Origin of the sequence: Salmonella sp. SAL04213, from assembly GCF_046550535.1 — a bacterium.
Lineage (GTDB): Bacteria > Pseudomonadota > Gammaproteobacteria > Enterobacterales > Enterobacteriaceae > Salmonella > Salmonella enterica.
Genome location: NZ_JBGDXS010000005.1, coordinates 303,641 through 327,481, shown reverse-complemented (window position 1 = coordinate 327,481; position 23,841 = coordinate 303,641). Strand labels below are relative to the sequence as shown.

The window sequence follows — 23,841 nt, the reverse complement described above, 5'->3', positions numbered from 1 at the left end:
ACCGGTTTCCCTTACACAGAAGTGACCGGATAATTTTAAACGCTTTCGCTATTTTATGCTGTGACGTTTCCCGGATGTTGCGTTTTTCCTGCCAGATAGCGCGTTTTGAAACGGGTGAAATGTTCACCTAAACTGGTTGCCGCCTCGGTATCTCCCGCCAGATCTAACAACGCTATGGCGACTTCGGCGGTACAATATTGCCCTTCGGCATGGATTTCACGCAGACGATAAGCTGAAAGACGCGATAAATCGACGGAAATGACCGGCAGATGATCCAGATAAGGGCTTTTACGAAACATTTTACGTGCTTCGGGCCAGGTGCCGTCCAGCATAATAAACAGCGGCGGTTTCCCGGCGGGCGGGGTGGAAATGACCTCGCGCGCTTCGCCGGCGTAGGACGCAGGAAAGACCACTATCGGCTGATAATCCGGATGCTGTACCAGCTCCAGCAACGCCTGCGGCGGCTCGGTACGCGACCACTGAAACGCCGCGGTATCCGGCAAAATATCGGCTATCAGCCGGCCGGTATTGCTGGGTTTCATCGGTTCAGTGTCAAACATGACCAGACAAAAACGGCTTTTCGCCTGAGAAGGCGTTAACGTATCACACAGGCAAGATTTTAGCGGCAGCAGGCAGCGTTGACAGCGGCGAACCCGATTGCCTCTGGCAAGAAAAGGGCGAGTAGCGCGCGCAAGCCGTTCGGCGCGTAACTGAAGGACAGCGTTATTGGTCATAGAAAGCGTTTGCGGAGAAAAACGCTATTGTGGCAGAGGTGAAAACGGGGCACAAGATGCGCCCCGTGGCGTTTACAGCGCTTCGTTCAGCCAGCTGTCGAAAGGCGCTTTAGGCACTGCGCCATTAAGCATATCGACCACCTGTCCATGTTTAAAAATCATAATCGTCGGGATGCTGCGGATACCGAAACGGGCGCTGAGTTCCCGTTCCGCCTCGGTATTTACTTTGACGAAACGGACTTTACCGCTGCGCTCTTCTGCGACATCCTCGAAGATTGGCGCAAAGTTACGGCAAGGGCCGCACCAGGGTGCCCAAAAGTCGATCACCACTGGAAGATCGTCCTTCAACAGTTTGTCCAGCGTTTCGCCGGTCGCATTAATGACTTCTCCGTCAAACAACTCATGACCGCAGCGTCCACATTTTGCCGCGTCCTGAAGCCGATCGTCGGGGATGCGGTTAATGGCCTGACAATGGGTACAAACGGTGTTCATAGCTAACCTCTGAATACGTCGGAAGACGTCCCGCTACGCGCGGGATGTTTCTATAATGTTACATATTATCGAGGAGTCTGTGCTAAACAACAATGTGTTTTATTCAATGAGTACAATAGTCGCAAGCTTTTAAACGAAATCATGGCTAACCGGATGCACATCGGGTAATCTTCGCGCTTCGCGCAGCGCTGGTGGAGAAAAGCATGAACGATGAATTAAAAAACAAAAGCGGCAAAGTCAAAGTGATGTATGTCCGTAGTGATGATGACTCTGATAAACGCACCCATAACCCGCGTACCGGGAAAGGGGGAGGCCGCCCAGCAAAGTCTCGCACTGACGGTGGACGTCGCCCCGCCCGTGATGAGCGAAATAATCAGAGCCGTGACCGTAAACATGAAACTTCACCGTGGCGCACCGTGTCCCGCGCGCCAGGCGATGAAACGCCTGAGAAAGTCGATCATGGTGGTATTAGCGGTAAAAGTTTTATCGACCCTGAAGTTTTGCGTCGCCAGCGTGCGGAAGAGACGCGCGTCTACGGCGAAAATGCCTGCCAGGCGCTATTCCAGAGCCGTCCTGACGCCATCGTGCGCGCATGGTTTATCCAAAGCGTAACGCCGCGTTTTAAAGAGGCGCTGCGCTGGATGGCGGCGAATCGTAAAGCCTACCATGTGGTGGATGAAGCCGAACTGGCAAAAGCTTCCGGGACTGAGCACCACGGTGGCGTGTGTTTCCTGATTAAAAAGCGTAACGGTACGACCGTTAAGCAATGGGTAAAGCAGGCGGCGGATCAAGACTGCGTGCTGGCGTTGGAAGATGTCGCTAACCCGCATAATCTGGGCGGCATGATGCGTAGCTGCGCGCACTTCGGCGTGAAGGGCGTGGTGGTACAGGATGCGGCGTTGCTGGAGTCCGGCGCGGCGATTCGTACTGCGGAAGGCGGGGCGGAGCATGTCCAGCCGATTACTGGTGAAAGCATTGTTGGCGTACTGGATGATTTTCGTCAGGCGGGGTACACCGTGGTGACGACGTCCAGCGATCGCGGTCAGGCGCTCTTTAGTACGACCCTGCCGGAAAAGATGGTGCTGGTCTTAGGCCGTGAATATGACTACCTGCCGGAAGCGGCGCGCGAACCCGACGATCTGTGCGTGAAAATTAACGGCACGGGGAACGTGGAAAGCCTGAATGTGTCGGTTGCGACAGGCGTGCTGCTCGCCGAGTGGTGGCGACAGAATAAAGCGTAAGGGCTGCAGCCCGGTGACGCAACGCGCGCCGGGCCAATGATGTACTTCCTACCGCCCGGTCAGACAAGGCGCTTTCGCGCCGTTATCCGGGCGATAAAACGGCGAGTCGCCAACGTTATTCACTCTCAGCCGGTAATACTGGCGTCCAGTCGATAGTTTTCTCGCCGTGTTGTTCCAGCCATTGGTTCGTTAGCGCAAAATGGTTACAGCCAAAAAATCCGCGGTGCGCAGAGAGTGGCGAGGGATGCGGAGCTTTCAGAATATGGTGGCGTTGTGGATCAATAATCGCGCCTTTCTTCTGGGCGTGCGAGCCCCACAGCAGGAAGACAACCCCTTCGCGGTGTTGGTTAATCAGGCTTATCACTTTATCCGTAAAGGTTTCCCACCCCAGGCTGGCATGAGAATGCGCCTGGCCTGCCCGTACCGTGAGCACCGTATTCAGTAACAGTACGCCCTGGCGTGCCCAGCTTTCCAGATAACCGTGCGCGGGGCGAACAAAGCCGGGAATGGAGGCTTCCAGCTCTTTGTACATATTCACTAATGACGGCGGGGGAGCGATTCCAGGACGCACGGAAAACGCCAGACCATGTGCCTGGCCGGGGCCGTGGTAAGGATCTTGTCCCAGGATCACCACCTTAACGTCGCCCAGTTCTGTGAAGCGAAAGGCGTTAAACACATCTTTTTGCGGCGGGTAGACCGTGATACCCGACTGACGCTCGCCAGCAACAGTGTGAAGCGTATTGATAAAGTAAGGTTGCTGTTTCTCATCAGCCAGCACATCGTGCCAGGTTAACTCAGTCGCCATCTCGCTCTCCTGCGAATTTCCAGTTCCCTTAGCTTAACTGCTTCTTTCTGCAGTGCAAAATCCTGCGTGCTACAAAAACGGTTACCTACAAAAGATAGTTGAAAATTTATGTAAAAAGTTTATAGGTCTGAATGGTGTAAGTTGATGTAAAACAATAAATTCCCTTCATCACCCTTTTTATGGTGTGGTTTTTATTGATTTAAATCAAAGAATGAAGGGTGATCGAAGGGTATATATACACTCAAGCAACAATGGTTTTACCAATTGGCCGGGATTAGGCCGACCGAAATCAAATAATTTTGCCTGGGGAGGCATCACATGATTACAGGTATCCAGATTACTAAAGCCGCTAACGACGACCTGCTGAATTCCTTCTGGCTGCTGGACAGCGAAAAAGGCGAAGCGCGCTGCATCGTTGCAAAATCCGGCTTTGCTGAAGATGAAGTTGTGGCTGTCAGCAAACTGGGCGAGATTGAATACCGTGAAATTCCGATGGAAGTTAAACCGGAAGTACGCGTTGAAGGCGGTCAGCATCTGAACGTTAACGTTCTGCGTCGTGAAACTCTGGAAGATGCGGTTAAGCATCCGGAAAAATACCCGCAGCTGACTATTCGTGTTTCTGGTTATGCGGTGCGTTTTAACTCCCTGACGCCGGAACAGCAGCGCGACGTTATCGCTCGTACCTTTACCGAAAGCCTGTAAGGCTTATCCGGTAATAACAAGCGGAAGAGGCCGGGCCTTTTCCGCTTTTGTTTTATTTGGGTCAGTAAAAAATCCGCACCGCGCAGTACACCAGCAGTAACGCCAGAATGATATTTAACTGGCGACCATAATGGCGAAACGCCCGCTGAAACAGATGTCCCGCCAGCGCCCAACACACATTACCGAACGTGCCGATCAATGCCAGCAATATACTGACGCCGATGACCCAGTTCAGCGCCTGCGTTTGCGGTAAAACAAATGTAGACAGAGCGGTAATGCCGTACAGAATAATTTTGACGTTCACAAACTGCAGGCCAAAGCTTACCCAAAAGCCAACCGGTTTTGGTCTGACATTCTCATCCGCCGCTGGACTGGTGGCAATTTTCCACGCCAGCCACAGGATATACGCAGCCCCCACCCAACTGAGTAAATGAATGATTGCCGGATCGATAACCGCAAGGGAAAACGCGATCCCGGCGCACAGCAGCATGACGACCAAAAATCCCAGACTCATACCTGCCAGTACACGAATACTCTGCCGAAAACCATGTGCAGTTGCTGCGCTAAGCGCGAGAATATTGTTAGGGCCGGGGGTAAGGGCGGTGATTAATGTATAAGTCCAGAAAGTGCTTAAAAGCATCGGTGTCACTTGTCATCTCCTCTGTTTTAGCAGACAGTACCCGATATGAAATATTTAAAAAAATGAATGTTTTTTAATTCTGAATTCGAGATTTTCGATAGGTTGGTGGTTATGGATCTGCGTCGGTTTATTACGCTGAAAACGGTAGTGGAAGAGGGCTCGTTTCTGCGGGCTTCGCAAAAGCTGTGCTGCACTCAGTCGACAGTAACTTTTCATATTCAACAGCTTGAACGTGAGTTTTCCCTGCAACTGTTCGAGAAAATAGGGCGCCGAATGTGCCTGACCAATGAGGGGAAAAAGCTGATGCCGCATATCCATGAACTGACGCGTGTGATGGAGTCGATTCGTGAAGCCGCAAGGCAGGATGCGGAACCCGGCGGAGAGCTGCGCGTGGCGACAGGTGAAACCTTACTGGCGTACAAAATGCCGCAGGTTTTACAACGTTTTAAGCTGCGAGCGCCGAATGTCAGATTGTCGTTACAATCGCTGAATTGCTATGTGATACGTGATGCGTTGCTGAATGACGAGGTCGATCTGGGCGTTTTTTATCGCGTAGGCAATGATGACGCGCTCACGATGCAGCAACTGGGGGAGCAGTCGCTGGCGCTGGTGGCCTCTCCACTGCTACAGGATGCTGATTTTACGCAGCCAGATCAGCATATCCCCTGTAGCTTCATCATCAATGAACCGCAATGTGTCTTCCGCCAGCTGTTTGAAAGTACGCTACGGCAGAGGCGGATTACGCTGGAAAACATCATTGAACTGTGGAGTATTGAAAGCATTAAACAGTGTGTGGCTGCTAACCTGGGCATCAGCTTTTTACCACGTTTTGCCGTTGAACGAGAACTTAGTACCGGTCAGTTGAAAGAGCTGCCGTTTGGCGCGCCGTCGCTATCGATTATGGCGCTGTGCGCCCATCATGCCGGGAAAGCGGTCAGCCCGGCAATGCAGATATTTATGCAGTGTATGGAGGCGTGTTTTACCGTGGAAGATAAAAAAATGCCGGGTTAACGAACCCGGCATTATCATCACTCTTCGCTGGATTGCTCCTGCATTTTCGTACCGCTTGGCTTGCGGCGCTTACCGATATTTTTTGTATCGCGGTGACGTTTCTTCACGCGCGGCTTCTCTTTTTCTTTCTCTTTTTTCTTCTCGGCGCGTTTCGCCAGCACTTTTTTCGACGGTTTGCCGGTCAGCTTTTCGCTGGGCGCACGCGTGGTCGGGCGAAGCTCATCAATGACGCGCGCTTTTAGCGGCTCTTCGATGTAGCGACCGATTTTCAGCAGCAACAGATGGTCGTGGGCTTCTACCAGCGAGATTGCAGTGCCTTTGCGGCCCGCACGGCCTGTACGACCAATGCGATGCAGATAGGTATCGCCACTGCGCGGCATGTCGAAGTTAATAACGTGGCTGACGTCAGGAATATCAATCCCGCGTGCCGCGACGTCGGTCGCGACCAGCACGTTAACGCGACCGTCGGTGAGACGCTTAATACCTTCGTTACGTTTGATCTGCGCCATCTCGCCTTCAAGATAGCAATTGTTGATCCCTGCCAGACGCAGCGTTTCAGCCAGTTCATGGACGCGTTCACGTTTACGTACAAATACGATAGAACGGGTTGCATCGTCTTGTTTTAGCAGGTGCTTCAACAGCGCAACTTTATGTTCGAAATTGTCGGCACGGTAGTACCACTGGTGAATTTTCTTACGCTCGCGGGTTGACGGATTGGCGGAAACCTCAACCGGGTCTTCCAGCAGACGCTCGGCAAAATCTTTAATCGCATCGCCTTCCAGCGTGGCGGAGAACAGCATCGTCTGTTTACGCCAGCGGGTCTCACCAGCGATATGTTCAATGTCCTGAGCGAAGCCCATGTCGAGCATCCGGTCAGCTTCGTCAAGGATCAGTGTTTCAACCGCCCGGCAGTCAAAGTTCTCTTCTTTTATATATTGCAGCAGACGGCCCGTCGTGGCGACCACGATATCCTGGTTTTCGCTAAACACTTCAGCATGGTTCATATAGGCCACGCCGCCGGTAATCGTGGCGATATCCAGATGAGTATGCTTAGCCAGTTCACGAGCGTGATCGGCAACCTGCATTGCCAGTTCGCGGGTTGGCGTCAGGATCAGAATGCGCGGCGGCCCCGATTTTTTACGCGGAAAGTCGAGCAGGTGCTGCAACGCCGGCAGCAGATATGCCGCCGTTTTACCGGTGCCTGTCGGCGCAGAACCGAGTACATCACGGCCATCGAGCGCAGGCGGAATGGCGGCAGCCTGAATGGCGGTCGGGCGAGTGAAACCTTTATCCTGGAGGGCATCCAGCAGGCTTTCGTCGAGTTCAAGTTCGGAAAAAGTCGTTACAGTCATGTTCTACCTCTGTGTGGGGCGCTGATTATAGACGTTACGGCCGCAATCTTCATCTGTTTGTATGGATATCCCTTCTCAGGTATTGTTTTCACTCGGCGCTGTCGCCGTTTTTTTGCAAGGTTGTTTTTACATGTCTCAGTCTGGCTCCGTTCTTCGTCGTAACGGATTTACGTTTAAACAGTTTTTTGTCGCACACGATCGGTGTGCGATGAAAGTGGGAACTGACGGTATTTTACTCGGGGCGTGGGCGCCGGTCGCGGATGTAAAGCGAATTCTGGATATCGGTACTGGAAGCGGTCTGCTGGCGTTAATGCTGGCGCAGCGGACGGATGACAATGTGCCTATTGACGCCGTGGAACTGGATGCCGGGGCTGCCATGCAAGCGCAGGAAAACGTGGCTCACTCTCCCTGGCCGCATCGAATAACGGTGCATACTGACGATATTCAGAGTTGGGCGCCTCGCCAGACGGTACGCTTTGATCTTATTATCAGCAACCCGCCTTATTACGAACCCGGTGTGGAATGCGCCACGCCGCAGCGGGAGCAGGCGCGTTACACCGCTACGCTGGATCACCAGACGTTATTGGCTATTGCGGCGGATTGTATTACCGAAGATGGCTTTTTTTGCGTAGTCTTGCCGGAACAAATAGGTAACGCTTTTACGCAGCAAGCGCTCAACATGGGATGGCATTTGCGATTACGTACTGACGTTGCGGAAAACGAAGCGCGCTTGCCGCACCGGGTTTTGCTCGCATTCTCCCCGCAAGCCGGGGAGTGCTTTAGCGACAGATTAGTGATTCGCGGGTCAGACCAGCATTATTCTGAAAGTTATACGGCGCTGACCCAGGCATTTTATCTGTTTATGTGAGGCGTTAACGGCGAAAGGATCGATGGGCCTGATTCAGCCAGTTGTTGCGGATAATCCAGCGTAAAGTGCAGCCCCCGGCTCTCTTTACGCATCATCGCGCAACGCACAATCAGTTCGGCCACTTGCACCAGATTGCGCAGCTCCAGTAAATTATTCGAGACGCGAAAGTTGGCGTAATACTCGTCAATCTCTTGTTGCAACATAGTAATACGCCGTAGGGCGCGCTCCAGCCGTTTCGTCGTGCGCACAATACCCACATAGTCCCACATCAGCAGGCGCAGTTCATGCCAGTTATGCTGAATCACCACCCGCTCATCGGCGTTCTCCACGCGGCTTTCATCCCAGGCGGGAAGGACGTCAACGCTGTGGACAGAAGGCATTCGCCTGTCGATATCCATTGCTGCGGACCAGCCGTACACTAAGCATTCCAGCAACGAGTTGGACGCCATACGGTTAGCGCCGTGCAGGCCGGTGTAACTGACTTCGCCAATGGCATATAAGCCGTCTACATCGGTACGACCATAATCATCGACGACCACGCCGCCGCAGGTATAGTGCGCGGCAGGAACAATGGGAATCGGTTCTTTGGTTAAATCCATCCCCAAATCGAGCAGTTTCGCATAGATCATCGGGAAGTGCTGGCGGACAAAATCGTCAGGCTTGTGGCTGATATCGAGAAACATACAGTCTGCGCCGAGTCGTTTCATCTCATGATCAATAGCGCGGGCGACAATATCGCGCGGCGCCAGTTCCCCGCGTTCGTCAACGTCCGGCATAAACCGTGAACCGTCCGGACGTTTAAGGTATGCGCCTTCGCCGCGCAGCGCTTCGGTAAGGAGAAAATTACGCGCCTGCGGGTGATAAAGGGCGGTGGGATGAAACTGGTTAAATTCCAGATTAGCGACCCGACAGCCTGCGCGCCAGGCCATCGCGATACCGTCGCCGGAGGAAATATCCGGGTTAGTGGTATATTGATACACCTTTGAGGTGCCGCCGGTCGCCAGCACTACCGACTTCGCATGACAGGTTTCAACCCACTCTTTATTGCGATTCCAGATCCAGGCGCCGACGACCCGGCGAGGCCCCGGCAGACCCATTTTATCGGAGATAATTAAATCAACGGCGTTGCTGCGTTCCAGCACCTGAATATTAGGATGATTTTGTGCCCGACTGACCAACGTGGTTTCGACTTCCTTTCCGGTAGCGTCGGCGGCATGAAGGATACGGCGATGACTATGGCCGCCTTCACGCGTGAGATGATAGCTCTCCTTGCCGTTTGGCTGGACATGCGTATCAAACAGCACGCCCTGATCGATAAGCCACTGCACGCAGGTACGGGCGTTGCTGGCGACAAACTCCACCGCGTGGCGATCGCAAATTCCGGCGCCGGCAATCAGCGTATCTTCGACATGTGACGCAATACTGTCGGTTTCATCAAACACGGCGGCAATACCGCCCTGCGCATAAAACGTGGAGCCCTCGCTCACCGGCCCTTTACTCAGGACGATAATCTTATGTTTTTCAGCCAGACGCAGCGCCAGCGAGAGTCCGGCCGCGCCGCTGCCGATAATTAACACATCACAGGACAGTTCAGGAGTTGTCATCATGGTTCTTGTTTAATTTACTAAACATGGTTGCGGCAGATTAGCACTATATGGCGCTAAAAAGCACGTTATGATTTCAAAAGTGTTGTGCTTATTAAACATAAAATAAAAATACGGCGAGAGATAAACGGCAAAAAATATTTTATAGGGCAGGGTGTTAGCGTCGGATTTTGTAGTGAAATAAAGATGCTGTTAGGTTACTCTGCAAACGACGAAATGGGCATTTCTGTACAGATAGTGCGTTGTTCAGCATCTGTAGACTTATAATGGAAGATAAGACCTGTCTACAACATGACAAACAAAAACAAATGCGTAACGGAACTTTACGAAACATAGACACTCTAACCTGTTGCTTGCTCATAGTGCGGCTTATGGAGTGGCGTTTCGAAAGCGCGTGGAAATTTGGTTTGGGGAGACATTACCTCGGATGAGCGAGCAGTTAACGGACCAGGTCCTGGTTGAACGGGTCCAGAAGGGAGATCAGAAAGCCTTTAACTTACTGGTAGTGCGCTACCAGCATAAAGTGGCGAGTCTGGTTTCCCGCTATGTGCCATCGGGCGACGTTCCCGATGTCGTACAGGAATCATTTATTAAGGCCTATCGCGCGCTGGATTCTTTCCGGGGGGATAGCGCTTTTTATACCTGGTTGTATCGTATTGCGGTCAATACCGCGAAGAACTACCTGGTTGCGCAGGGGCGTCGTCCGCCTTCCAGTGATGTAGACGCGATTGAAGCAGAAAACTTTGAAAGCGGCGGCGCGCTGAAAGAAATTTCGAACCCTGAGAACTTAATGTTGTCAGAAGAACTGAGACAGATAGTTTTCCGAACTATTGAGTCCCTCCCGGAAGATTTACGTATGGCAATCACCTTACGGGAGCTGGATGGCCTGAGCTATGAAGAGATAGCGGCTATCATGGATTGTCCGGTGGGGACGGTGCGTTCACGTATCTTCCGGGCGCGGGAAGCTATTGATAATAAAGTTCAACCGCTTATCAGGCGTTGACGATAGCGGGATACTGGAAAAGGTATTAGGCATGCAGAAAGAAAAACTTTCCGCTTTGATGGATGGCGAAACGTTGGATAGTGAGCTGCTCAAAGCGCTTACGCACGACCCGGAAATGCAGAAAACCTGGGAGAGTTATCACCTGATCCGCGATTCAATGCGGGGGGATACGCCTGACGTTCTCCATTTCGATATATCCGCTCGCGTGATGGCCGCTATTGAAAACGAGCCAGTACGTCAGGTGTCGCCATTAATCCCTGAGGCCCAACCCGCTCCGCAGCAATGGCAGAAAATGCCGTTCTGGAAAAAAGTGCGTCCGTGGGCGGCGCAGCTTACCCAAATGGGCGTGGCGGCGTGCGTTTCACTTGCAGTTATCGTCGGTGTCCAGCACTATAATGGGCAATCTGAAACATCCCAACAACCTGAAACGCCGGTTTTCAATACCCTGCCTATGATGGGGAAAGCCAGCCCGGTAAGTCTGGGAGTGCCTTCTGAAGCAGCGCCTGTCGGCAGTCAGCAACAGCAGGTACAGGAGCAGCGTCGTCGCATTAATGCCATGTTGCAGGACTATGAACTGCAGCGCCGACTGCACTCCGAACAGCTTCAGTTTGAGCAGGCGCAAACCCAGCAAGCCGCGGTACAGGTGCCAGGAATCCAAACTTTAGGAACGCAATCGCAGTAATGAAGCAACTTTGGTTTGCCATGTCCCTTGTGGCGGCTAGCCTGTTCTTCTCAGTAAACGCCTCGGCCGACCCTGCGTCCGGGGCGTTATTGCAGCAGATGAACATCGCCAGTCAGTCACTGAATTACGAGCTGTCATTCGTCAGCATCACGAAACAAGGCGTTGAATCTCTACGTTATCGACACGCACGCCTGGATAGTCGCCCGCTTGCGCAATTGCTACAGTTGGACGGTCCCCGCCGGGAGGTCGTACAGCGTGGTAATGAAATCAGTTATTTTGAACCGGGCCTTGAGCCGTTCACCCTGAACGGTGATTATATTGTCGATTCTCTGCCTTCCCTGATTTACACCGACTTCAAGCGCCTGGCGCCTTACTACGACTTTATTTCTGTCGGACGCACCCGTATCGCAGACAGATTGTGCGAAGTTATCCGCGTTGTGGCGCGCGATGGTACGCGTTACAGCTATATCGTCTGGATGGACATGGACACCAAACTACCGATGCGCGTTGATCTGCTGGATCGCGATGGCGAGACGCTGGAGCAGTTCCGCGTTATTGCGTTCACGGTGAGTCAGGATATCGGCAGCAACATGCAGGCGCTGGCGAAGGCGAATCTGCCGCCGCTGCTTTCTGTTCCCGGTGGCGAAAAAACGAAATTTAACTGGAGTCCATCCTGGGTGCCGCAAGGCTTTAGCGAAGTTTCCAGTAGCCGTCGTCCGTTGCCGACGATGGATAACCTGCCTATCGAATCGCGGCTTTATTCTGACGGTCTGTTTAGCTTTTCCGTCAATGTGAACCGGGCGACGCAAAACAGCAGCGATCAGATGCTGCGCACCGGGCGCCGAACGGTTTATAGCAGCGTTCGCGACAACGCGGAAATCACCATTGTCGGCGAGCTTCCGCCGCAAACGGCGAAGCGCATTGCCGACAGTATCAAATTCAGGGCAGTACAATGATTAAAGAGTGGGCAACCGTTGTCTCCTGGCAGAATGGTCAGGCGGTGGTGAGCTGCGACGTTAAAGCGTCATGCAGCAGCTGCGCCTCCCGTGCGGGATGCGGCAGTCGCGTGCTGAATAAATTAGGGCCGCAAACCACGCATACCATTGTTGTGCCAAGCGCGGAGCCGCTGGCGCCGGGGCAGAAAGTCGAGTTGGGCATCGCCGAAAAAAGCCTTTTAGGTTCGGCGTTGCTGGTCTATATGTCGCCTTTAGCGGGGCTATTTCTTTGTGCGGCGCTTTTTCAGATGCTGTTTGGATCTGACCTTGCCGCATTAAGCGGGGCCGTGCTGGGCGGCGTGGGCGGTTTTCTGGTTGCCCGCGGCTATTCCCGAAAACTGGCGGAGCGCGACGCCTGGCAGCCGGTGATTTTAAACGTTGCCCTCCCGCCGGACCTTGTTCGCGTCGAAACTACCTCAATCGAAACGCGCCAGTAAACGTTTTGCCCAACGGTACACCTGCCGCGTTGGGTTGTTGTCCCGATAAGCATGCGCTTTTCCTGCGTTGCGGTGTTTTACAGGAAAAAAGCGAGGCGTTTTCCAGTTCCCGCTCTCCTTACACTATGAACATTTCCTCGCCTTAGCGTTGTAGTGTAGAATGCGGCGTTTCAGTTAAAACAGACGTTAAGCTCAGAACAGCGACCTCTAAAGTCTGGTCAACCAGGCGTAAGGCATAATAATTTATCTCTATGAAGAACATACGTAACTTTTCGATCATTGCTCACATTGACCACGGTAAATCGACGCTGTCTGACCGTATTATCCAAATCTGCGGTGGCCTGTCTGACCGTGAAATGGAAGCTCAGGTACTTGATTCGATGGATCTTGAGCGTGAGCGCGGTATTACTATTAAAGCCCAGAGTGTGACGCTGGATTTTAAAGCGTCTGATGGTGAAACTTATCAACTGAACTTTATCGACACGCCGGGACACGTTGACTTTTCCTATGAAGTTTCCCGTTCGTTAGCCGCCTGCGAGGGCGCGCTGCTGGTGGTGGATGCCGGCCAGGGCGTAGAAGCGCAAACGTTGGCGAACTGCTACACCGCGATGGAAATGGATCTTGAAGTGGTGCCGGTGCTTAACAAGATTGACCTGCCGGCCGCCGATCCGGAGCGTGTGGCGGAAGAAATCGAAGACATTGTCGGTATCGATGCGACGGACGCGGTACGCTGCTCCGCCAAAACGGGTGTCGGCGTGACGGATGTTCTGGAACGCCTGGTGCGCGATATCCCGCCGCCGCAAGGCGATCCGGACGGCCCGCTGCAGGCGCTGATTATTGACTCCTGGTTCGATAACTACCTGGGCGTGGTATCGCTGGTGCGTATTAAAAACGGCACCATGCGTAAAGGCGACAAAATTAAAGTGATGAGCACCGGGCAGACCTACAACGCTGACCGCCTGGGGATTTTCACGCCGAAACAGGTTGATCGTACCGAGCTGAAGTGCGGCGAAGTAGGCTGGCTGGTCTGCGCCATTAAAGATATCCTCGGCGCGCCGGTTGGCGATACCTTAACCTCAGCGCGTAACCCAGCGGAAAAAGCGTTGCCGGGCTTTAAGAAGGTGAAACCGCAGGTCTATGCAGGTCTGTTCCCGGTCAGCTCCGACGATTATGAAAGTTTCCGCGACGCGCTCGGCAAGCTGAGCCTGAACGATGCCTCACTGTTTTATGAACCGGAAAGCTCCTCGGCGCTGGGCTTTGGTTTCCGCTGCGGTTTCCTCGGCCTGTTGCACATGGAGATCATTCAGGAGCGTCTGGAACGCGAATACGATCTGGATCTGATCACCACTGCGCCGACCGTGGTGTATGAAGTAGAAACAACGGCGAAAGAGACTATCTATGTTGATAGCCCCTCCAAGCTGCCGCCGTTGAATAACATTTATGAACTGCGCGAGCCTATCGCCGAATGTCATATGCTGTTACCACAAGCCTATTTAGGTAACGTTATTACGCTGTGTATTGAGAAACGCGGCGTACAAACTAACATGGTGTATCACGGTAACCAGGTCGCGTTGACCTATGAAATCCCGATGGCGGAAGTGGTGCTCGACTTCTTTGACCGTCTGAAATCAACGTCGCGCGGCTATGCGTCTCTGGATTATAACTTCAAGCGCTTCCAGGCTTCCGACATGGTGCGTGTTGATGTGTTAATCAACAACGAACGTGTCGATGCGCTGGCGCTGATCACGCACCGTGATAACTCGCAAAGCCGTGGTCGCGAGCTGGTGGAGAAGATGAAAGATTTGATCCCACGTCAGCAGTTTGATATCGCGATTCAGGCGGCGATTGGTACGCATATTATTGCCCGTTCGACGGTAAAACAGTTACGTAAAAACGTGCTGGCGAAGTGCTACGGCGGCGATATCAGTCGTAAGAAAAAACTGCTGCAGAAACAGAAAGAAGGTAAGAAACGCATGAAGCAGATCGGTAACGTCGAGCTGCCTCAGGAGGCGTTCCTCGCCATTCTGCATGTCGGTAAAGACAATAAATAATCCCTAAGGAGTTGGCATGGCGAACATGTTTGCCCTGATTCTGGTGATAGCCACACTGGTGACGGGCATTTTATGGTGCGTTGATAAGTTTGTTTTCGCGCCAAAACGTCGGGCGCGCCAGGCTGCCGCGCAAACGGCGTCGGGAGATGCGCTGGATAACGCTACGCTCAATAAAGTGGCGCCTAAGCCGGGCTGGCTGGAGACCGGGGCGTCGGTTTTCCCGGTTCTGGCGATCGTTCTGATCGTTCGTTCATTTCTTTATGAACCCTTTCAGATCCCGTCAGGCTCAATGATGCCGACACTGCTTATCGGCGATTTTATTCTGGTGGAAAAATTTGCCTACGGCATTAAAGATCCGATCTACCAGAAAACCCTGATTGAAACCGGTCATCCAAAGCGCGGGGATATTGTGGTATTTAAATATCCGGAAGATCCTAAGTTAGATTACATCAAACGCGCAGTCGGTTTGCCGGGCGATAAAATCACTTATGATCCGGTTGCGAAAGAGGTGACGATTCAGCCTGGCTGTAGCTCCGGTCAGGCGTGCGAAAACGCGCTACCGGTTACCTACTCTAACGTTGAGCCGAGCGATTTTGTACAGACCTTTGCCCGCCGTAACGGCGGAGAAGCGACCAGCGGTTTCTTTGAGGTTCCGCTAAACGAGACGAAAGAAAACGGCATTCGCCTGACCGAACGTAAAGAGACGTTAGGCGATGTGACCCACCGCATCCTGATGGTGCCGATAGCCCAGGATCAGTTGGGCATGTATTACCAACAGCCAGGACAACCGCTGGCGACCTGGGTTGTACCGCCGGGGCAATATTTCATGATGGGCGACAACCGCGATAACAGCGCGGATAGTCGTTACTGGGGATTTGTTCCGGAAGCGAATCTGGTCGGTAAAGCGGTCGCTATCTGGATGAGCTTTGACAAGCAGGAAGGGGAGTGGCCGACAGGCGTACGCCTGAGTCGTATCGGCGGTATTCACTAACTGTGACGAAATGATCGTTCACGCTGCCGTCTTTTTAGCGGCAGCGTGAATTATTTCCTGGATAAATTCCCTCAGACTAACGACATCCCCTGTCGTTGTGTATAGAATATTCCCCCGAAGTTTTAGGTTGGCGCCGTTTGGTCGCCACGGCACACGAAACAGCGTTGGTTATAGACAACCTTCTTTCCGCTGCAGCGATGCGGCAGGACAGATGACGTGTATCAGGTCTGTTTCGTGTGCTGGATTGTTGACGCATTCATTTATTGGTATCGCATGAACCCCATCGTAATTAATCGGCTTCAACGGAAGCTGGGCTACACTTTTAATCATCAGGAGCTGTTGCAGCAGGCATTAACTCACCGCAGCGCCAGCAGTAAACATAACGAACGCCTGGAATTTTTAGGCGATTCAATCCTGAGCTTCGTTATCGCTAACGCGCTTTATCACCGTTTTCCACGGGTGGATGAGGGAGATATGAGCCGTATGCGCGCCACGCTGGTACGTGGTAATACGCTGGCGGAATTAGCCCGTGAGTTTGATTTAGGCGAGTGCCTGCGTTTAGGGCCGGGCGAATTAAAAAGCGGCGGATTTCGTCGGGAGTCCATTCTGGCGGACACCGTGGAAGCGTTAATCGGCGGAGTATTTCTCGATAGCAATATCCAGACCGTCGAGCAGTTAATCCTTAACTGGTATAAAACCCGTCTGGATGAGATAAGTCCGGGCGATAAACAAAAAGATCCTAAAACGCGCTTGCAGGAGTATTTGCAGGGTCGCCATCTGCCGCTGCCATCTTACCTGGTTGTGCAGGTACGCGGCGAGGCGCACGATCAGGAATTTACTATCCACTGCCAGGTCAGCGGCCTGAGCGAACCGGTGGTTGGCACGGGTTCCAGCCGTCGTAAGGCGGAGCAGGCTGCCGCCGAACAGGCGCTGAAAAAACTGGAGTTGGAATGAGCACCGACAAAACTTACTGCGGATTTATTGCCATCGTCGGACGTCCGAACGTTGGCAAATCCACCTTGCTGAACAAACTGCTTGGGCAGAAGATTTCGATCACTTCCCGTAAAGCGCAGACCACGCGCCACCGCATTGTCGGTATTCATACCGAAGGCCCGTATCAGGCAATCTATGTCGATACCCCGGGACTGCATATGGAAGAAAAGCGCGCCATTAACCGTTTGATGAATAAGGCGGCGAGCAGTTCGATTGGCGACGTTGAGCTGGTGATTTTCGTTGTGGAAGGCACCCGTTGGACGCCGGACGACGAAATGGTCCTGAACAAACTGCGCGATGGCAAAGCGCCGGTTATTCTCGCCGTTAACAAAGTGGATAACGTGCAAGAAAAAGCCGATTTGCTGCCGCACCTCCAGTTCCTGGCAAGCCAGATGAACTTTCTTGATATCGTACCGATCTCTGCTGAAACGGGTATGAACGTCGATACCATTGCCGGTATCGTGCGTAAACATTTACCGGAAGCTATTCACCACTTCCCGGAAGATTACATCACCGATCGCTCTCAGCGCTTTATGGCGTCTGAAATCATTCGTGAAAAGCTGATGCGCTTTCTCGGCGCCGAGCTGCCGTATTCCGTTACCGTTGAGATTGAACGTTTTGTTACCAACGAACGCGGCGGCTATGATATCAACGGGCTGATCCTCGTCGAGCGCGAAGGGCAGAAGAAGATGGTGATTGGCAACAAAGGCGCCAAAATCAAAACCATTGGTATTGAAGCGCGTAAAGACATGCAGGAGATGTTTGAAGCGCCGGTACACCTGGAACTGTGGGTGAAAGTGAAATCCGGCTGGGCCGATGACGAACGCGCTCTGCGCAGTCTCGGTTACGTAGACGATCTGTGAGTTAACACAGCGTGGAAGGGTGGCAGCGCGCATTTGTCCTGCACAGTCGCCCCTGGAGCGAAACCAGCCTGATGCTGGACGTCTTCACGGAAGAATCGGGGCGCGTGCGCCTTGTCGCCAAAGGCGCGCGATCTAAACGTTCCAATCTGAAAGGCGCGTTACAGCCTTTTACGCCGTTATTGCTACGCTACAGCGGACGCGGCGAGGTGAAAACCCTGCGCAGCGCCGAGGCAGTTTCTCTGGCGCTGCCGTTAAGCGGTATTACGCTCTATAGCGGCCTGTACATCAACGAACTCCTCTCTCGCGTACTGGAATATGAAACGCGCTTCTCCGAACTCTTTTTTGATTATCTGAACTGTATTCAGGCGCTGGCGGGAACCACCGGCTCGCCTGAACCAGCGTTGCGACGTTTCGAACTGGCGTTGCTGGGACATCTGGGGTATGGCGTCAATTTCACCCGCTGTGCAGGCAGCGGCGAACGGGTGGATGACACCATGACCTACCGTTACCGCGAAGAAAAAGGCTTTTTCGCCAGCGTCGTCATCGATAACAACACCTTTACCGGACGGCACCTGAAAGCGCTGGAGGCGCGGGAATTTCCGGATGTAGATACCCTGCGTGCCGCTAAACGCTTTACCCGTATGGCATTAAAGCCGTATCTTGGGGGAAAACCGTTAAAAAGCCGGGAGCTGTTCCGGCAATTTATGCCCAAACGCACAGTAAAAACGAAGAAAGATTAACGAGGATTGTCATGGCTGAATTACTGTTAGGCGTCAATATTGACCACATTGCCACGTTACGTAATGCGCGCGGCACCGACTATCCGGATCCGGTACAGGCGGCGTTTATTGCTGAACAGGCAGGCGCGGACGGCATTACCGTACACCTGCGCGAAGATCGTCGCCACATTACCGATCGCGATGTGCGCATTCTGCGTCAGACGCTGCATACGCGTATGAATCTGGAGATGGCGGTGACCGAAGAGATGCTGGCGATCGCCGTAGAAACCAGGCCGCATTTCTGTTGTCTGGTGCCGGAAAAACGCCAGGAAGTCACCACCGAAGGCGGTCTGGATGTGGCCGGACAGCGCGATAAAATGCGTGATGCCTGCGCGCGCCTGGCGGCGGCTGGCATCCAGGTTTCGCTCTTTATCGATGCCGATGAAGCGCAAATCAACGCGGCGGCGGAAGTTGGCGCGCCGTTTATCGAAATCCATACCGGCTGCTACGCCAACGCAGAAACCGATGCGGAACAGGCAAAAGAGCTGGCGCGTATTGCCAGCGCCGCGACCCTGGCGGCCTGTCTGGGGCTAAAAGTAAATGCGGGTCATGGCCTGACCTACCATAACGTCAAAGCTATTGCCGCACTGCCGGAAATGCACGAGCTCAATATCGGTCATGCCATTATTGGTCGGGCGGTGATGACGGGGCTGAAAGAGGCGGTGGCTGAAATGAAACGTTTGATGCTGGAAGCGCGCGGCTAATGGCGATTCTCGGCCTGGGAACGGATATTGTAGAGATTGCCCGCATTGAGGCAGTGATCTCCCGTTCCGGCGAACGTCTGGCAAGGCGTGTGCTCAGTGACAACGAGTGGGCTATCTGGGAGACGCATCAGCAGCCGGTGCGTTTTCTCGCCAAGCGTTTTGCGGTCAAAGAGGCGGCAGCGAAAGCTTTTGGCACCGGCATCCGCAACGGTCTGGCGTTTAATCAGTTCGAAGTATTTAACGATGAGCTGGGAAAACCACGTTTGCGGCTGTGGGGCGAGGCGTTAACGCTGGCGGAAAAACTCGGTGTGGCGCACATGCATGTCACGTTGGCCGATGAACGCCATTACGCCTGCGCTACGGTCATTCTGGAAAGTTAGATTTGCCGGATGGAGGCGTAAACACGTTACCTGACCTACAGGCCGATATATTGTCGGCCTGATAAGCATAGCGCCATCAGGCATTGTTGCGTTGGAAGTGCGTTAACCCGCTTACAGTTTATCTGCGTGATGCATCAGAACAAACTTATCCCACAACTGTTCTTCGGTTTCGACATGGGCGGGATCCTGCAAAATCGTATTGGGGATCGGACAGACTTTCTGACAGGTCGGCGTTTCGTAATGGCCTACACACTCGGTGCATTTGTCGCTGTTAATCTCATAAATGCTGTCGCCCATTGAAATCGCCTCATTCGGGCACTCCGGCTCGCACATATCGCAATTGATACATTTTTTGGTGATTAACAGCGCCATCAGGAAATTCTCAGAAACAACACAAATCGGGCGGGCATTATACGCCTATTTTCTGCTCGGGCCAGCTCTTTTCTGGCGCTGATTTGTTATCTACAGTGTAAAAATTTTTGATCTGCTTGAGCAGGCAGATGGTTGCGTTATCCAGTGAAAGGTCATTACTGTGCACCAGCATGACAGGAATAAAAAATGCGGGGATGCCCAGTGAAACCAGGCGAACATTTTTGGGTGTCGATAAATGGGTTAGCGAGCGGGTAATAAATGCGATGCCAATCTGCGCTTCGGCATACTCAAGGCATGAGTAGTGGTTATCCAGTTCGCAGATGACGTTAGGAACGACTTTGCGGTTATTAAATTCAGTGGTGATGATCCCTCTTAATAGCAGAGAGTCATTAAGCACGATAATGGGCTGGTCGTTTAAATCTTTTAGATGCAGACGTTCGCGTGTCGCCAGAGGATGAGAAAGTGGGATTGCAGCGATGATTTCATCTTCAAACAGCATGGTCGAGCTTAGCTGGGCAGGGAGCGCTGTTCGATAAACAATGCCAATATCAACGGCGCTATCCGTCAGCTTTTTAATGGTTTGCTCAGTTGAGAACTCTTTAACATTTAAAGATATTTCCGGATGGTGCGCCATAAAGTTGCGAAAAGCGGGCAGGACCAGGTAGCTGCCTGACACCCCGATTGAAATAGTATCGCGCTGTTGATCCTGATAGGGAAGAAGTTCATTTTCGGCATTTTTTAAATCCAGCATTATTTTGTTAGCGTGTCGTTGCAAAATAATGCCTGCTTTTGTTAATTTAATTCCTCTGCCTTTTCGCTTAAATAATATTGTTTTAAGTGATGACTCAAGTTGTTTGATTTGCTGACTTAATGATGGCTGAGTGATAAACAGGCGACTGGCTGCCCGACCATAATGTAATTCATCACACAATATCAGGAAGGAGTGTAGTTGTTTGATATTCATTAAAATTTAATGCCAATCGATTGGGTTTTGTTATAACGATTATAAAAAATACCAAATTGTTTGCCTATTTTGCTTTTTTTAAACTGTGATCAGTGCATTTTAAAAAGGGAAAATTATGTCGGCATCAATCAACCGCTGGGGAATGCTTGCCGCTCACGTGTGCATCAATTTTGTGCTCGGGGGCGTCTACGCATTTAGCTATTTCAAAACACCACTCATGGCGCAATATCACTGGGATCCGGCTACGCTGGCGTTAGCATTCTCTATCAACATGGGGATCATTCCTTTACCGATGATTTGGGGCGGGAGAATGATCGACAATGGTAAAGGAAAGCAGGCGATAGTTATCGGCGGTATCCTGTTTTCTTTAGGTTTTATCTTGTCCGGGTTTGTGGATAATTTGCCCATGCTGTTTTTAACCTACGGCGTCATTGCCGGGTTGGGATCGGGCCTGGCTTTTACGGGTAATCTTAATAATATTCTGAAATTTTTCCCCGACCGTCGCGGTCTGGCCAGCGGTATCGTACTGGCGGGTGTTGGCGTCGGGACGCTACTTTGCACCCGCCTGGCCGAATATTTTATGGCGCAAACTCATGATGTTAGTCGGGCGTTGTTATATCTGGGTATTGTTTATCTGGTGGTTATTTTTATCGTCCAGTTCTTTATTCGTAGCGCGCCAGCAAAAGATAGCGGAGGAATTAAAGCCTCGCCACTGGATAAAGACTATCGGCACATGCTGAAAGATCTGCGCTTCTGGCTGCTGTTTATGATTCTGGCGCTGGGCGTGTTCTCTGGGATGGTAATTAGCTCAAGTTCTGCGCAAATTGGTATGACGCAGTACGGTTTACTGTCCGGTGCATTAGTCGTGAGCCTGGTCTCGATATTTAACTCGATCGGTCGCCTGTTCTGGGGAGGGTTAACCGATAAATTAGGCGGCTATAATACGTTGGTTATTGTTTATCTTTTTACCTGCGTCTGTATGCTGCTGCTGTTGTTCTTCAACGGTAATACTTCGGTATTCTATTTCAGCGCTCTGGGCGTGGGCTTTGCTTATGCCGGTATATTAGTTATCTTCCCTGGCTTGACCAGCCAGAATTTTGGTATGCGTAACCAGGGACTAAACTACGGCTTTATGTATTTTGGTTTTGCCGTCGGTGCGGTTATTGCTCCATACGTCACGTCCGCTATTGCAAAATATACCGGAAGCTACAATACAGTATTTATTTTGACAACGGTGCTATTGCTTATTGGAGTCGTGTTGACCCTGATAACGAAAAAATATGTCGCAACGGTTTTAGCCAAAATTCATTAATCAGATAATAAGGAAATAAAAATGAAAATTGCAATCGCAGGTGCAGGCGCTATGGGATGTCGTTTTGGCTATATGCTGCTGGAGGCCGGGCACGACGTGACGCTTATTGATGGCTGGCAGGAGCATGTCGACGCTATTCGTAGCAAGGGGTTTTTTGTCGAAACGGAAACGACTCAGAAGTATTACCCCATCCCTGCTATGTTGGCTGATGAATCCCAGGGGGAGTTTGAGCTGGTTATTCTGTTTACCAAAGCCATGCAGTTGGATAGCATGTTACAGCGTATTAAGCCGCTGCTGCCAGCCGCGAAGGTCGTGATGATTTTATCTAACGGTCTGGGAAATATTGAAACGCTGGAGAAATATGTCGATCGGCAGAAAATCTATGCGGGTGTGACGTTATGGTCCAGCGAACTGGAGGGGGCTGGGCATATTATGGCCACCGGTACCGGAACGATTGAACTGCAGCCGATTGCCAGCCAGGATTCGGCTCAAGAGGCTAAGGTCATTGCCACCCTTAATAGCGCTGGATTGAATGCTGAAATAAGCTCTGACGTATTATTATCGATCTGGAAGAAAGCAGCCTTTAATAGCGTAATGAACACCTATTGCGCGTTACTGGATTGTAATGTCGGCGGATTTGGTCAGCGGCCTGGTGCTTTAGATTTAGCGCAAGCGGTAGTTGATGAGTTTGTGTTAGTTGCTGCCAGCCAGAATATTCCGTTGACTGAGCAAATGGTGATGAATACGGTGAAGAAAGTGTTCGATCCGCGTGAGAGCGGCCACCACTATCCTTCTATGCATCAGGATTTACATAAAGGCCGACTGACCGAAATCGACTATTTAAATGGTGCGATTGCGCGAATCGGCGCTCAGAACAATATTGCCGTACCGGTTAACACACTCCTGACGCAATTGATTCACGCTAAAGAAGCGCAATAAACTTGATGGCTCTTCTGCATGAGGCGGAAGAGCCATTTTCAAACCAGTTTTTTTACCAGCGCCTCGCTATGGCGAATACGCTCCGGCGCCCGCTCTAAATCCTGTTGTACCAGCGCCATAAACAGTAAGTCGGTCAACATCATTTGCGCATGTGTCGAGGAGATAGCGGCGCTGCGCGTCGCCTGCTCTTCAGCAATCGTATACAGACAGCGGGTGGCGCGCTGCTGCAAGGCGTTGGGAGAAAAACCGGTAATGGCCAGGATCTTCGCGCCTGCGCGTAATGTTTCGTCCGCCGCCAGGTTCAGCTCGCGCCGTTCCCCGGAATAAGAGATCGCCAGCAGCAGATCCTCCGGCGCCAGCGCCTGCACCGTCGCCAGCAGGGCGTGCATATCGCGCTCAACCACCGCGTTAATGCCAATCTTCAGTAGCTTCCAGGCAAAATTTTGCGCCACCAGCCCAGAGGCGCCAATCCCGGTGATCACAATACGGCGGGCGTGGCGCAGCATCGTGACGCTTTCTAACAGTTTTTCTTCACTGTTAACGTCCAGCGTGGCGTGCATCGCCGCCACATTCTCTTTAATTAATTTTTCCCCGACCAGGCGCATCGGATCGTCGCCGCGAATCTGGTTATGAACGGGAACGGAATGCGGATTAGGATTGCTGGCCAACGCTTCGCTGAGAGCCAGTTTCAACGCCGGAAACCCTTTAAACCCCAGTTTTTGCGCGAACTTGACTACGCTGGATTGGCTGACGCCCGCTTCGGCCGCCAGTTGCTGCGAGCTCAGATGTCGCGCCGTATCCGGTTGCGCGAGCAGATAATCCGCCAGTTTCCTGTCGCTTTGCGCGAGATCCGGATAACGCTGGCGAATACGAATCAAACAGTTCATGGGCAGCTCCTGCGAAACGTGATGGCGACGACAAAACGAA

The 23,841-nt window shown here is 52.2% G+C and carries 27 protein-coding genes; 18 read left to right on the top strand and 9 right to left on the bottom strand.

Going from position 1 to position 23,841, the window contains the following annotated elements; genetic code table 11:
* Nucleotides 1-53 precede the first annotated feature (53 nt).
* Nucleotides 54-734: a tRNA-uridine aminocarboxypropyltransferase gene (gene tapT / locus ACLJPQ_RS15235; protein ID WP_000183642.1), complete on the bottom strand. Its 681-nt coding sequence runs from the start codon at nt 732-734 to the stop codon at nt 54-56.
* Nucleotides 735-806: 72 nt separating this feature from the next.
* Nucleotides 807-1,226: a thioredoxin TrxC gene (trxC, locus tag ACLJPQ_RS15230; protein ID WP_001098732.1), complete on the bottom strand. Its 420-nt coding sequence runs from the start codon at nt 1,224-1,226 to the stop codon at nt 807-809.
* A 203-nt stretch (nt 1,227-1,429) separates the two neighbouring features.
* On the opposite strand from trxC, the gene ACLJPQ_RS15225 reads away from it, so the two are divergent.
* Complete coding sequence (locus ACLJPQ_RS15225) at nt 1,430-2,467, top strand: tRNA/rRNA methyltransferase (RefSeq protein WP_080184804.1); 1,038 nt, start codon at nt 1,430-1,432, stop codon at nt 2,465-2,467.
* Between the two features lie 115 nt (nt 2,468-2,582).
* Here ACLJPQ_RS15225 and ung read toward each other — a convergent pair whose 3' ends face one another.
* A complete protein-coding gene (gene ung, locus ACLJPQ_RS15220; protein ID WP_000179978.1) occupies nt 2,583-3,272 on the bottom strand; it encodes a uracil-DNA glycosylase in 690 nt (229 codons plus the stop codon).
* 318 nt (nt 3,273-3,590) lie between these two features.
* Here ung and grcA point away from each other — a divergent pair, with 318 nt between their 5' ends.
* Nucleotides 3,591-3,974 (top strand): autonomous glycyl radical cofactor GrcA, encoded by a 384-nt coding sequence (gene grcA / locus ACLJPQ_RS15215; protein WP_000627811.1) that lies wholly within the window; start codon nt 3,591-3,593, stop codon nt 3,972-3,974.
* A gap of 61 nt (nt 3,975-4,035) precedes the next feature.
* Here the strand turns inward: grcA and eamB are convergent, their stop codons facing one another.
* Nucleotides 4,036-4,623, bottom strand: a complete 588-nt coding sequence (eamB, locus tag ACLJPQ_RS15210; protein WP_023224295.1) for a cysteine/O-acetylserine transporter — start codon at nt 4,621-4,623, stop codon at nt 4,036-4,038.
* 102 nt (nt 4,624-4,725) lie between these two features.
* On the opposite strand from eamB, the gene ACLJPQ_RS15205 reads away from it, so the two are divergent.
* A complete protein-coding gene (locus ACLJPQ_RS15205) occupies nt 4,726-5,625 on the top strand; it encodes a LysR family transcriptional regulator (protein WP_080184847.1) in 900 nt (299 codons plus the stop codon).
* A 17-nt stretch (nt 5,626-5,642) separates the two neighbouring features.
* Here the strand turns inward: ACLJPQ_RS15205 and srmB are convergent, their stop codons facing one another.
* Nucleotides 5,643-6,977 (bottom strand): ATP-dependent RNA helicase SrmB, encoded by a 1,335-nt coding sequence (gene srmB, locus ACLJPQ_RS15200; RefSeq protein WP_000219174.1) that lies wholly within the window; start codon nt 6,975-6,977, stop codon nt 5,643-5,645.
* A gap of 130 nt (nt 6,978-7,107) precedes the next feature.
* Between srmB and trmN the strand changes: the two genes are divergently transcribed.
* Nucleotides 7,108-7,845 carry a tRNA(1)(Val) (adenine(37)-N(6))-methyltransferase TrmN gene (gene trmN, locus ACLJPQ_RS15195; RefSeq protein WP_000083345.1) on the top strand — a complete coding sequence of 246 codons (738 nt, stop codon included), beginning with the start codon at nt 7,108-7,110 and terminating at the stop codon, nt 7,843-7,845.
* On the opposite strand, the gene nadB is transcribed toward trmN, so the two are convergent.
* Nucleotides 7,830-9,452 (bottom strand): L-aspartate oxidase, encoded by a 1,623-nt coding sequence (gene nadB, locus ACLJPQ_RS15190; protein ID WP_080184805.1) that lies wholly within the window; start codon nt 9,450-9,452, stop codon nt 7,830-7,832. The genes trmN and nadB overlap by 16 nt on opposite strands.
* 263 nt (nt 9,453-9,715) lie before the next feature.
* Here nadB and rseD point away from each other — a divergent pair, with 263 nt between their 5' ends.
* The 12 genes from rseD (at nt 9,716) to acpS (ending at nt 19,327) form a co-directional block, all read left to right on the top strand.
* The gene (gene rseD, locus ACLJPQ_RS15185; RefSeq protein WP_014344135.1) at nt 9,716-9,880 is read left to right on the top strand and encodes a rpoE leader peptide RseD; all 165 of its coding nucleotides are present in this window, start codon (nt 9,716-9,718) and stop codon (nt 9,878-9,880) included.
* On the top strand, nt 9,877-10,452 hold the full coding sequence (gene rpoE, locus ACLJPQ_RS15180; RefSeq protein ID WP_000003307.1) for an RNA polymerase sigma factor RpoE: 576 nt from the start codon (nt 9,877-9,879) through the stop codon (nt 10,450-10,452). Before rseD ends, rpoE begins: the two co-directional genes overlap by 4 nt.
* A gap of 31 nt (nt 10,453-10,483) precedes the next feature.
* Nucleotides 10,484-11,134 carry an anti-sigma-E factor RseA gene (gene rseA, locus ACLJPQ_RS15175; RefSeq protein ID WP_001168374.1) on the top strand — a complete coding sequence of 217 codons (651 nt, stop codon included), beginning with the start codon at nt 10,484-10,486 and terminating at the stop codon, nt 11,132-11,134.
* Nucleotides 11,134-12,090 (top strand): sigma-E factor regulatory protein RseB, encoded by a 957-nt coding sequence (gene rseB / locus ACLJPQ_RS15170; protein ID WP_000812021.1) that lies wholly within the window; start codon nt 11,134-11,136, stop codon nt 12,088-12,090. Before rseA ends, rseB begins: the two co-directional genes overlap by 1 nt.
* Entirely contained in the window at nt 12,087-12,566 is a 480-nt protein-coding gene (gene rseC, locus ACLJPQ_RS15165) for a SoxR-reducing system protein RseC (RefSeq protein WP_000589087.1), read from the top strand. The genes rseB and rseC overlap by 4 nt, the downstream gene beginning before the upstream one ends.
* A 251-nt stretch (nt 12,567-12,817) precedes the next feature.
* Nucleotides 12,818-14,617: a translation elongation factor 4 gene (lepA, locus tag ACLJPQ_RS15160; protein WP_000790154.1), complete on the top strand. Its 1,800-nt coding sequence runs from the start codon at nt 12,818-12,820 to the stop codon at nt 14,615-14,617.
* Nucleotides 14,618-14,633: 16 nt separating this feature from the next.
* Nucleotides 14,634-15,608: a signal peptidase I gene (gene lepB / locus ACLJPQ_RS15155; protein ID WP_000002559.1), complete on the top strand. Its 975-nt coding sequence runs from the start codon at nt 14,634-14,636 to the stop codon at nt 15,606-15,608.
* Between the two features lie 273 nt (nt 15,609-15,881).
* A complete protein-coding gene (gene rnc / locus ACLJPQ_RS15150; RefSeq protein WP_001068341.1) occupies nt 15,882-16,562 on the top strand; it encodes a ribonuclease III in 681 nt (226 codons plus the stop codon).
* A complete protein-coding gene (gene era / locus ACLJPQ_RS15145; RefSeq protein ID WP_000102230.1) occupies nt 16,559-17,464 on the top strand; it encodes a GTPase Era in 906 nt (301 codons plus the stop codon). The genes rnc and era overlap by 4 nt, the downstream gene beginning before the upstream one ends.
* An 11-nt stretch (nt 17,465-17,475) precedes the next feature.
* A complete protein-coding gene (gene recO / locus ACLJPQ_RS15140; protein WP_000399386.1) occupies nt 17,476-18,204 on the top strand; it encodes a DNA repair protein RecO in 729 nt (242 codons plus the stop codon).
* Nucleotides 18,205-18,215: 11 nt separating this feature from the next.
* The gene (gene pdxJ, locus ACLJPQ_RS15135) at nt 18,216-18,947 is read left to right on the top strand and encodes a pyridoxine 5'-phosphate synthase (protein ID WP_080184806.1); all 732 of its coding nucleotides are present in this window, start codon (nt 18,216-18,218) and stop codon (nt 18,945-18,947) included.
* Entirely contained in the window at nt 18,947-19,327 is a 381-nt protein-coding gene (gene acpS / locus ACLJPQ_RS15130; RefSeq protein WP_000986043.1) for a holo-ACP synthase, read from the top strand. Before pdxJ ends, acpS begins: the two co-directional genes overlap by 1 nt.
* A 111-nt stretch (nt 19,328-19,438) precedes the next feature.
* Here the strand turns inward: acpS and ACLJPQ_RS15125 are convergent, their stop codons facing one another.
* The gene (locus ACLJPQ_RS15125) at nt 19,439-19,699 is read right to left on the bottom strand and encodes a YfhL family 4Fe-4S dicluster ferredoxin (protein WP_001196291.1); all 261 of its coding nucleotides are present in this window, start codon (nt 19,697-19,699) and stop codon (nt 19,439-19,441) included.
* Nucleotides 19,700-19,736: 37 nt separating this feature from the next.
* Nucleotides 19,737-20,663, bottom strand: a complete 927-nt coding sequence (locus tag ACLJPQ_RS15120; protein WP_001022463.1) for a LysR family transcriptional regulator — start codon at nt 20,661-20,663, stop codon at nt 19,737-19,739.
* Nucleotides 20,664-20,778: 115 nt separating this feature from the next.
* Here ACLJPQ_RS15120 and ACLJPQ_RS15115 point away from each other — a divergent pair, with 115 nt between their 5' ends.
* Both ACLJPQ_RS15115 and ACLJPQ_RS15110 read left to right on the top strand, forming a co-directional pair.
* Complete coding sequence (locus ACLJPQ_RS15115) at nt 20,779-21,975, top strand: OFA family MFS transporter (RefSeq protein ID WP_001276365.1); 1,197 nt, start codon at nt 20,779-20,781, stop codon at nt 21,973-21,975.
* A gap of 21 nt (nt 21,976-21,996) precedes the next feature.
* Entirely contained in the window at nt 21,997-22,914 is a 918-nt protein-coding gene (locus ACLJPQ_RS15110) for an oxidoreductase (protein WP_080184807.1), read from the top strand.
* Between the two features lie 38 nt (nt 22,915-22,952).
* On the opposite strand, the gene ACLJPQ_RS15105 is transcribed toward ACLJPQ_RS15110, so the two are convergent.
* Nucleotides 22,953-23,801 (bottom strand): MurR/RpiR family transcriptional regulator, encoded by an 849-nt coding sequence (locus ACLJPQ_RS15105; RefSeq protein ID WP_000995703.1) that lies wholly within the window; start codon nt 23,799-23,801, stop codon nt 22,953-22,955.
* Between the last annotated feature and the right edge of the window lie 40 nt (nt 23,802-23,841).

Excerpts from the sequence above, each read along its gene's own strand:
- rpoE (WP_000003307.1), top strand. The coding sequence starts at position 9,877 with ATGAGCGAGCAGTTAACGGACCAGGTCCTGGTTGAACGGGTCCAGAAG.
- rseB (WP_000812021.1), top strand. The coding sequence starts at position 11,134 with ATGAAGCAACTTTGGTTTGCCATGTCCCTTGTGGCGGCTAGCCTGTTC.
- rseA (WP_001168374.1), top strand. The coding sequence starts at position 10,484 with ATGCAGAAAGAAAAACTTTCCGCTTTGATGGATGGCGAAACGTTGGAT.
- nadB (WP_080184805.1), bottom strand. The coding sequence starts at position 9,452 with ATGATGACAACTCCTGAACTGTCCTGTGATGTGTTAATTATCGGCAGC.
- ACLJPQ_RS15205 (WP_080184847.1), top strand. The coding sequence starts at position 4,726 with ATGGATCTGCGTCGGTTTATTACGCTGAAAACGGTAGTGGAAGAGGGC.
- ung (WP_000179978.1), bottom strand. The coding sequence starts at position 3,272 with ATGGCGACTGAGTTAACCTGGCACGATGTGCTGGCTGATGAGAAACAG.
- ACLJPQ_RS15105 (WP_000995703.1), bottom strand. The coding sequence starts at position 23,801 with ATGAACTGTTTGATTCGTATTCGCCAGCGTTATCCGGATCTCGCGCAA.
- srmB (WP_000219174.1), bottom strand. The coding sequence starts at position 6,977 with ATGACTGTAACGACTTTTTCCGAACTTGAACTCGACGAAAGCCTGCTG.
- grcA (WP_000627811.1), top strand. The coding sequence starts at position 3,591 with ATGATTACAGGTATCCAGATTACTAAAGCCGCTAACGACGACCTGCTG.
- rseD (WP_014344135.1), top strand. The coding sequence starts at position 9,716 with ATGGAAGATAAGACCTGTCTACAACATGACAAACAAAAACAAATGCGT.
- ACLJPQ_RS15115 (WP_001276365.1), top strand. The coding sequence starts at position 20,779 with ATGTCGGCATCAATCAACCGCTGGGGAATGCTTGCCGCTCACGTGTGC.
- rnc (WP_001068341.1), top strand. The coding sequence starts at position 15,882 with ATGAACCCCATCGTAATTAATCGGCTTCAACGGAAGCTGGGCTACACT.
- ACLJPQ_RS15225 (WP_080184804.1), top strand. The coding sequence starts at position 1,430 with ATGAACGATGAATTAAAAAACAAAAGCGGCAAAGTCAAAGTGATGTAT.
- lepA (WP_000790154.1), top strand. The coding sequence starts at position 12,818 with ATGAAGAACATACGTAACTTTTCGATCATTGCTCACATTGACCACGGT.
- lepB (WP_000002559.1), top strand. The coding sequence starts at position 14,634 with ATGGCGAACATGTTTGCCCTGATTCTGGTGATAGCCACACTGGTGACG.
- ACLJPQ_RS15110 (WP_080184807.1), top strand. The coding sequence starts at position 21,997 with ATGAAAATTGCAATCGCAGGTGCAGGCGCTATGGGATGTCGTTTTGGC.
- pdxJ (WP_080184806.1), top strand. The coding sequence starts at position 18,216 with ATGGCTGAATTACTGTTAGGCGTCAATATTGACCACATTGCCACGTTA.
- trmN (WP_000083345.1), top strand. The coding sequence starts at position 7,108 with ATGTCTCAGTCTGGCTCCGTTCTTCGTCGTAACGGATTTACGTTTAAA.
- acpS (WP_000986043.1), top strand. The coding sequence starts at position 18,947 with ATGGCGATTCTCGGCCTGGGAACGGATATTGTAGAGATTGCCCGCATT.
- ACLJPQ_RS15120 (WP_001022463.1), bottom strand. The coding sequence starts at position 20,663 with ATGAATATCAAACAACTACACTCCTTCCTGATATTGTGTGATGAATTA.
- rseC (WP_000589087.1), top strand. The coding sequence starts at position 12,087 with ATGATTAAAGAGTGGGCAACCGTTGTCTCCTGGCAGAATGGTCAGGCG.
- ACLJPQ_RS15125 (WP_001196291.1), bottom strand. The coding sequence starts at position 19,699 with ATGGCGCTGTTAATCACCAAAAAATGTATCAATTGCGATATGTGCGAG.
- era (WP_000102230.1), top strand. The coding sequence starts at position 16,559 with ATGAGCACCGACAAAACTTACTGCGGATTTATTGCCATCGTCGGACGT.
- trxC (WP_001098732.1), bottom strand. The coding sequence starts at position 1,226 with ATGAACACCGTTTGTACCCATTGTCAGGCCATTAACCGCATCCCCGAC.
- tapT (WP_000183642.1), bottom strand. The coding sequence starts at position 734 with ATGACCAATAACGCTGTCCTTCAGTTACGCGCCGAACGGCTTGCGCGC.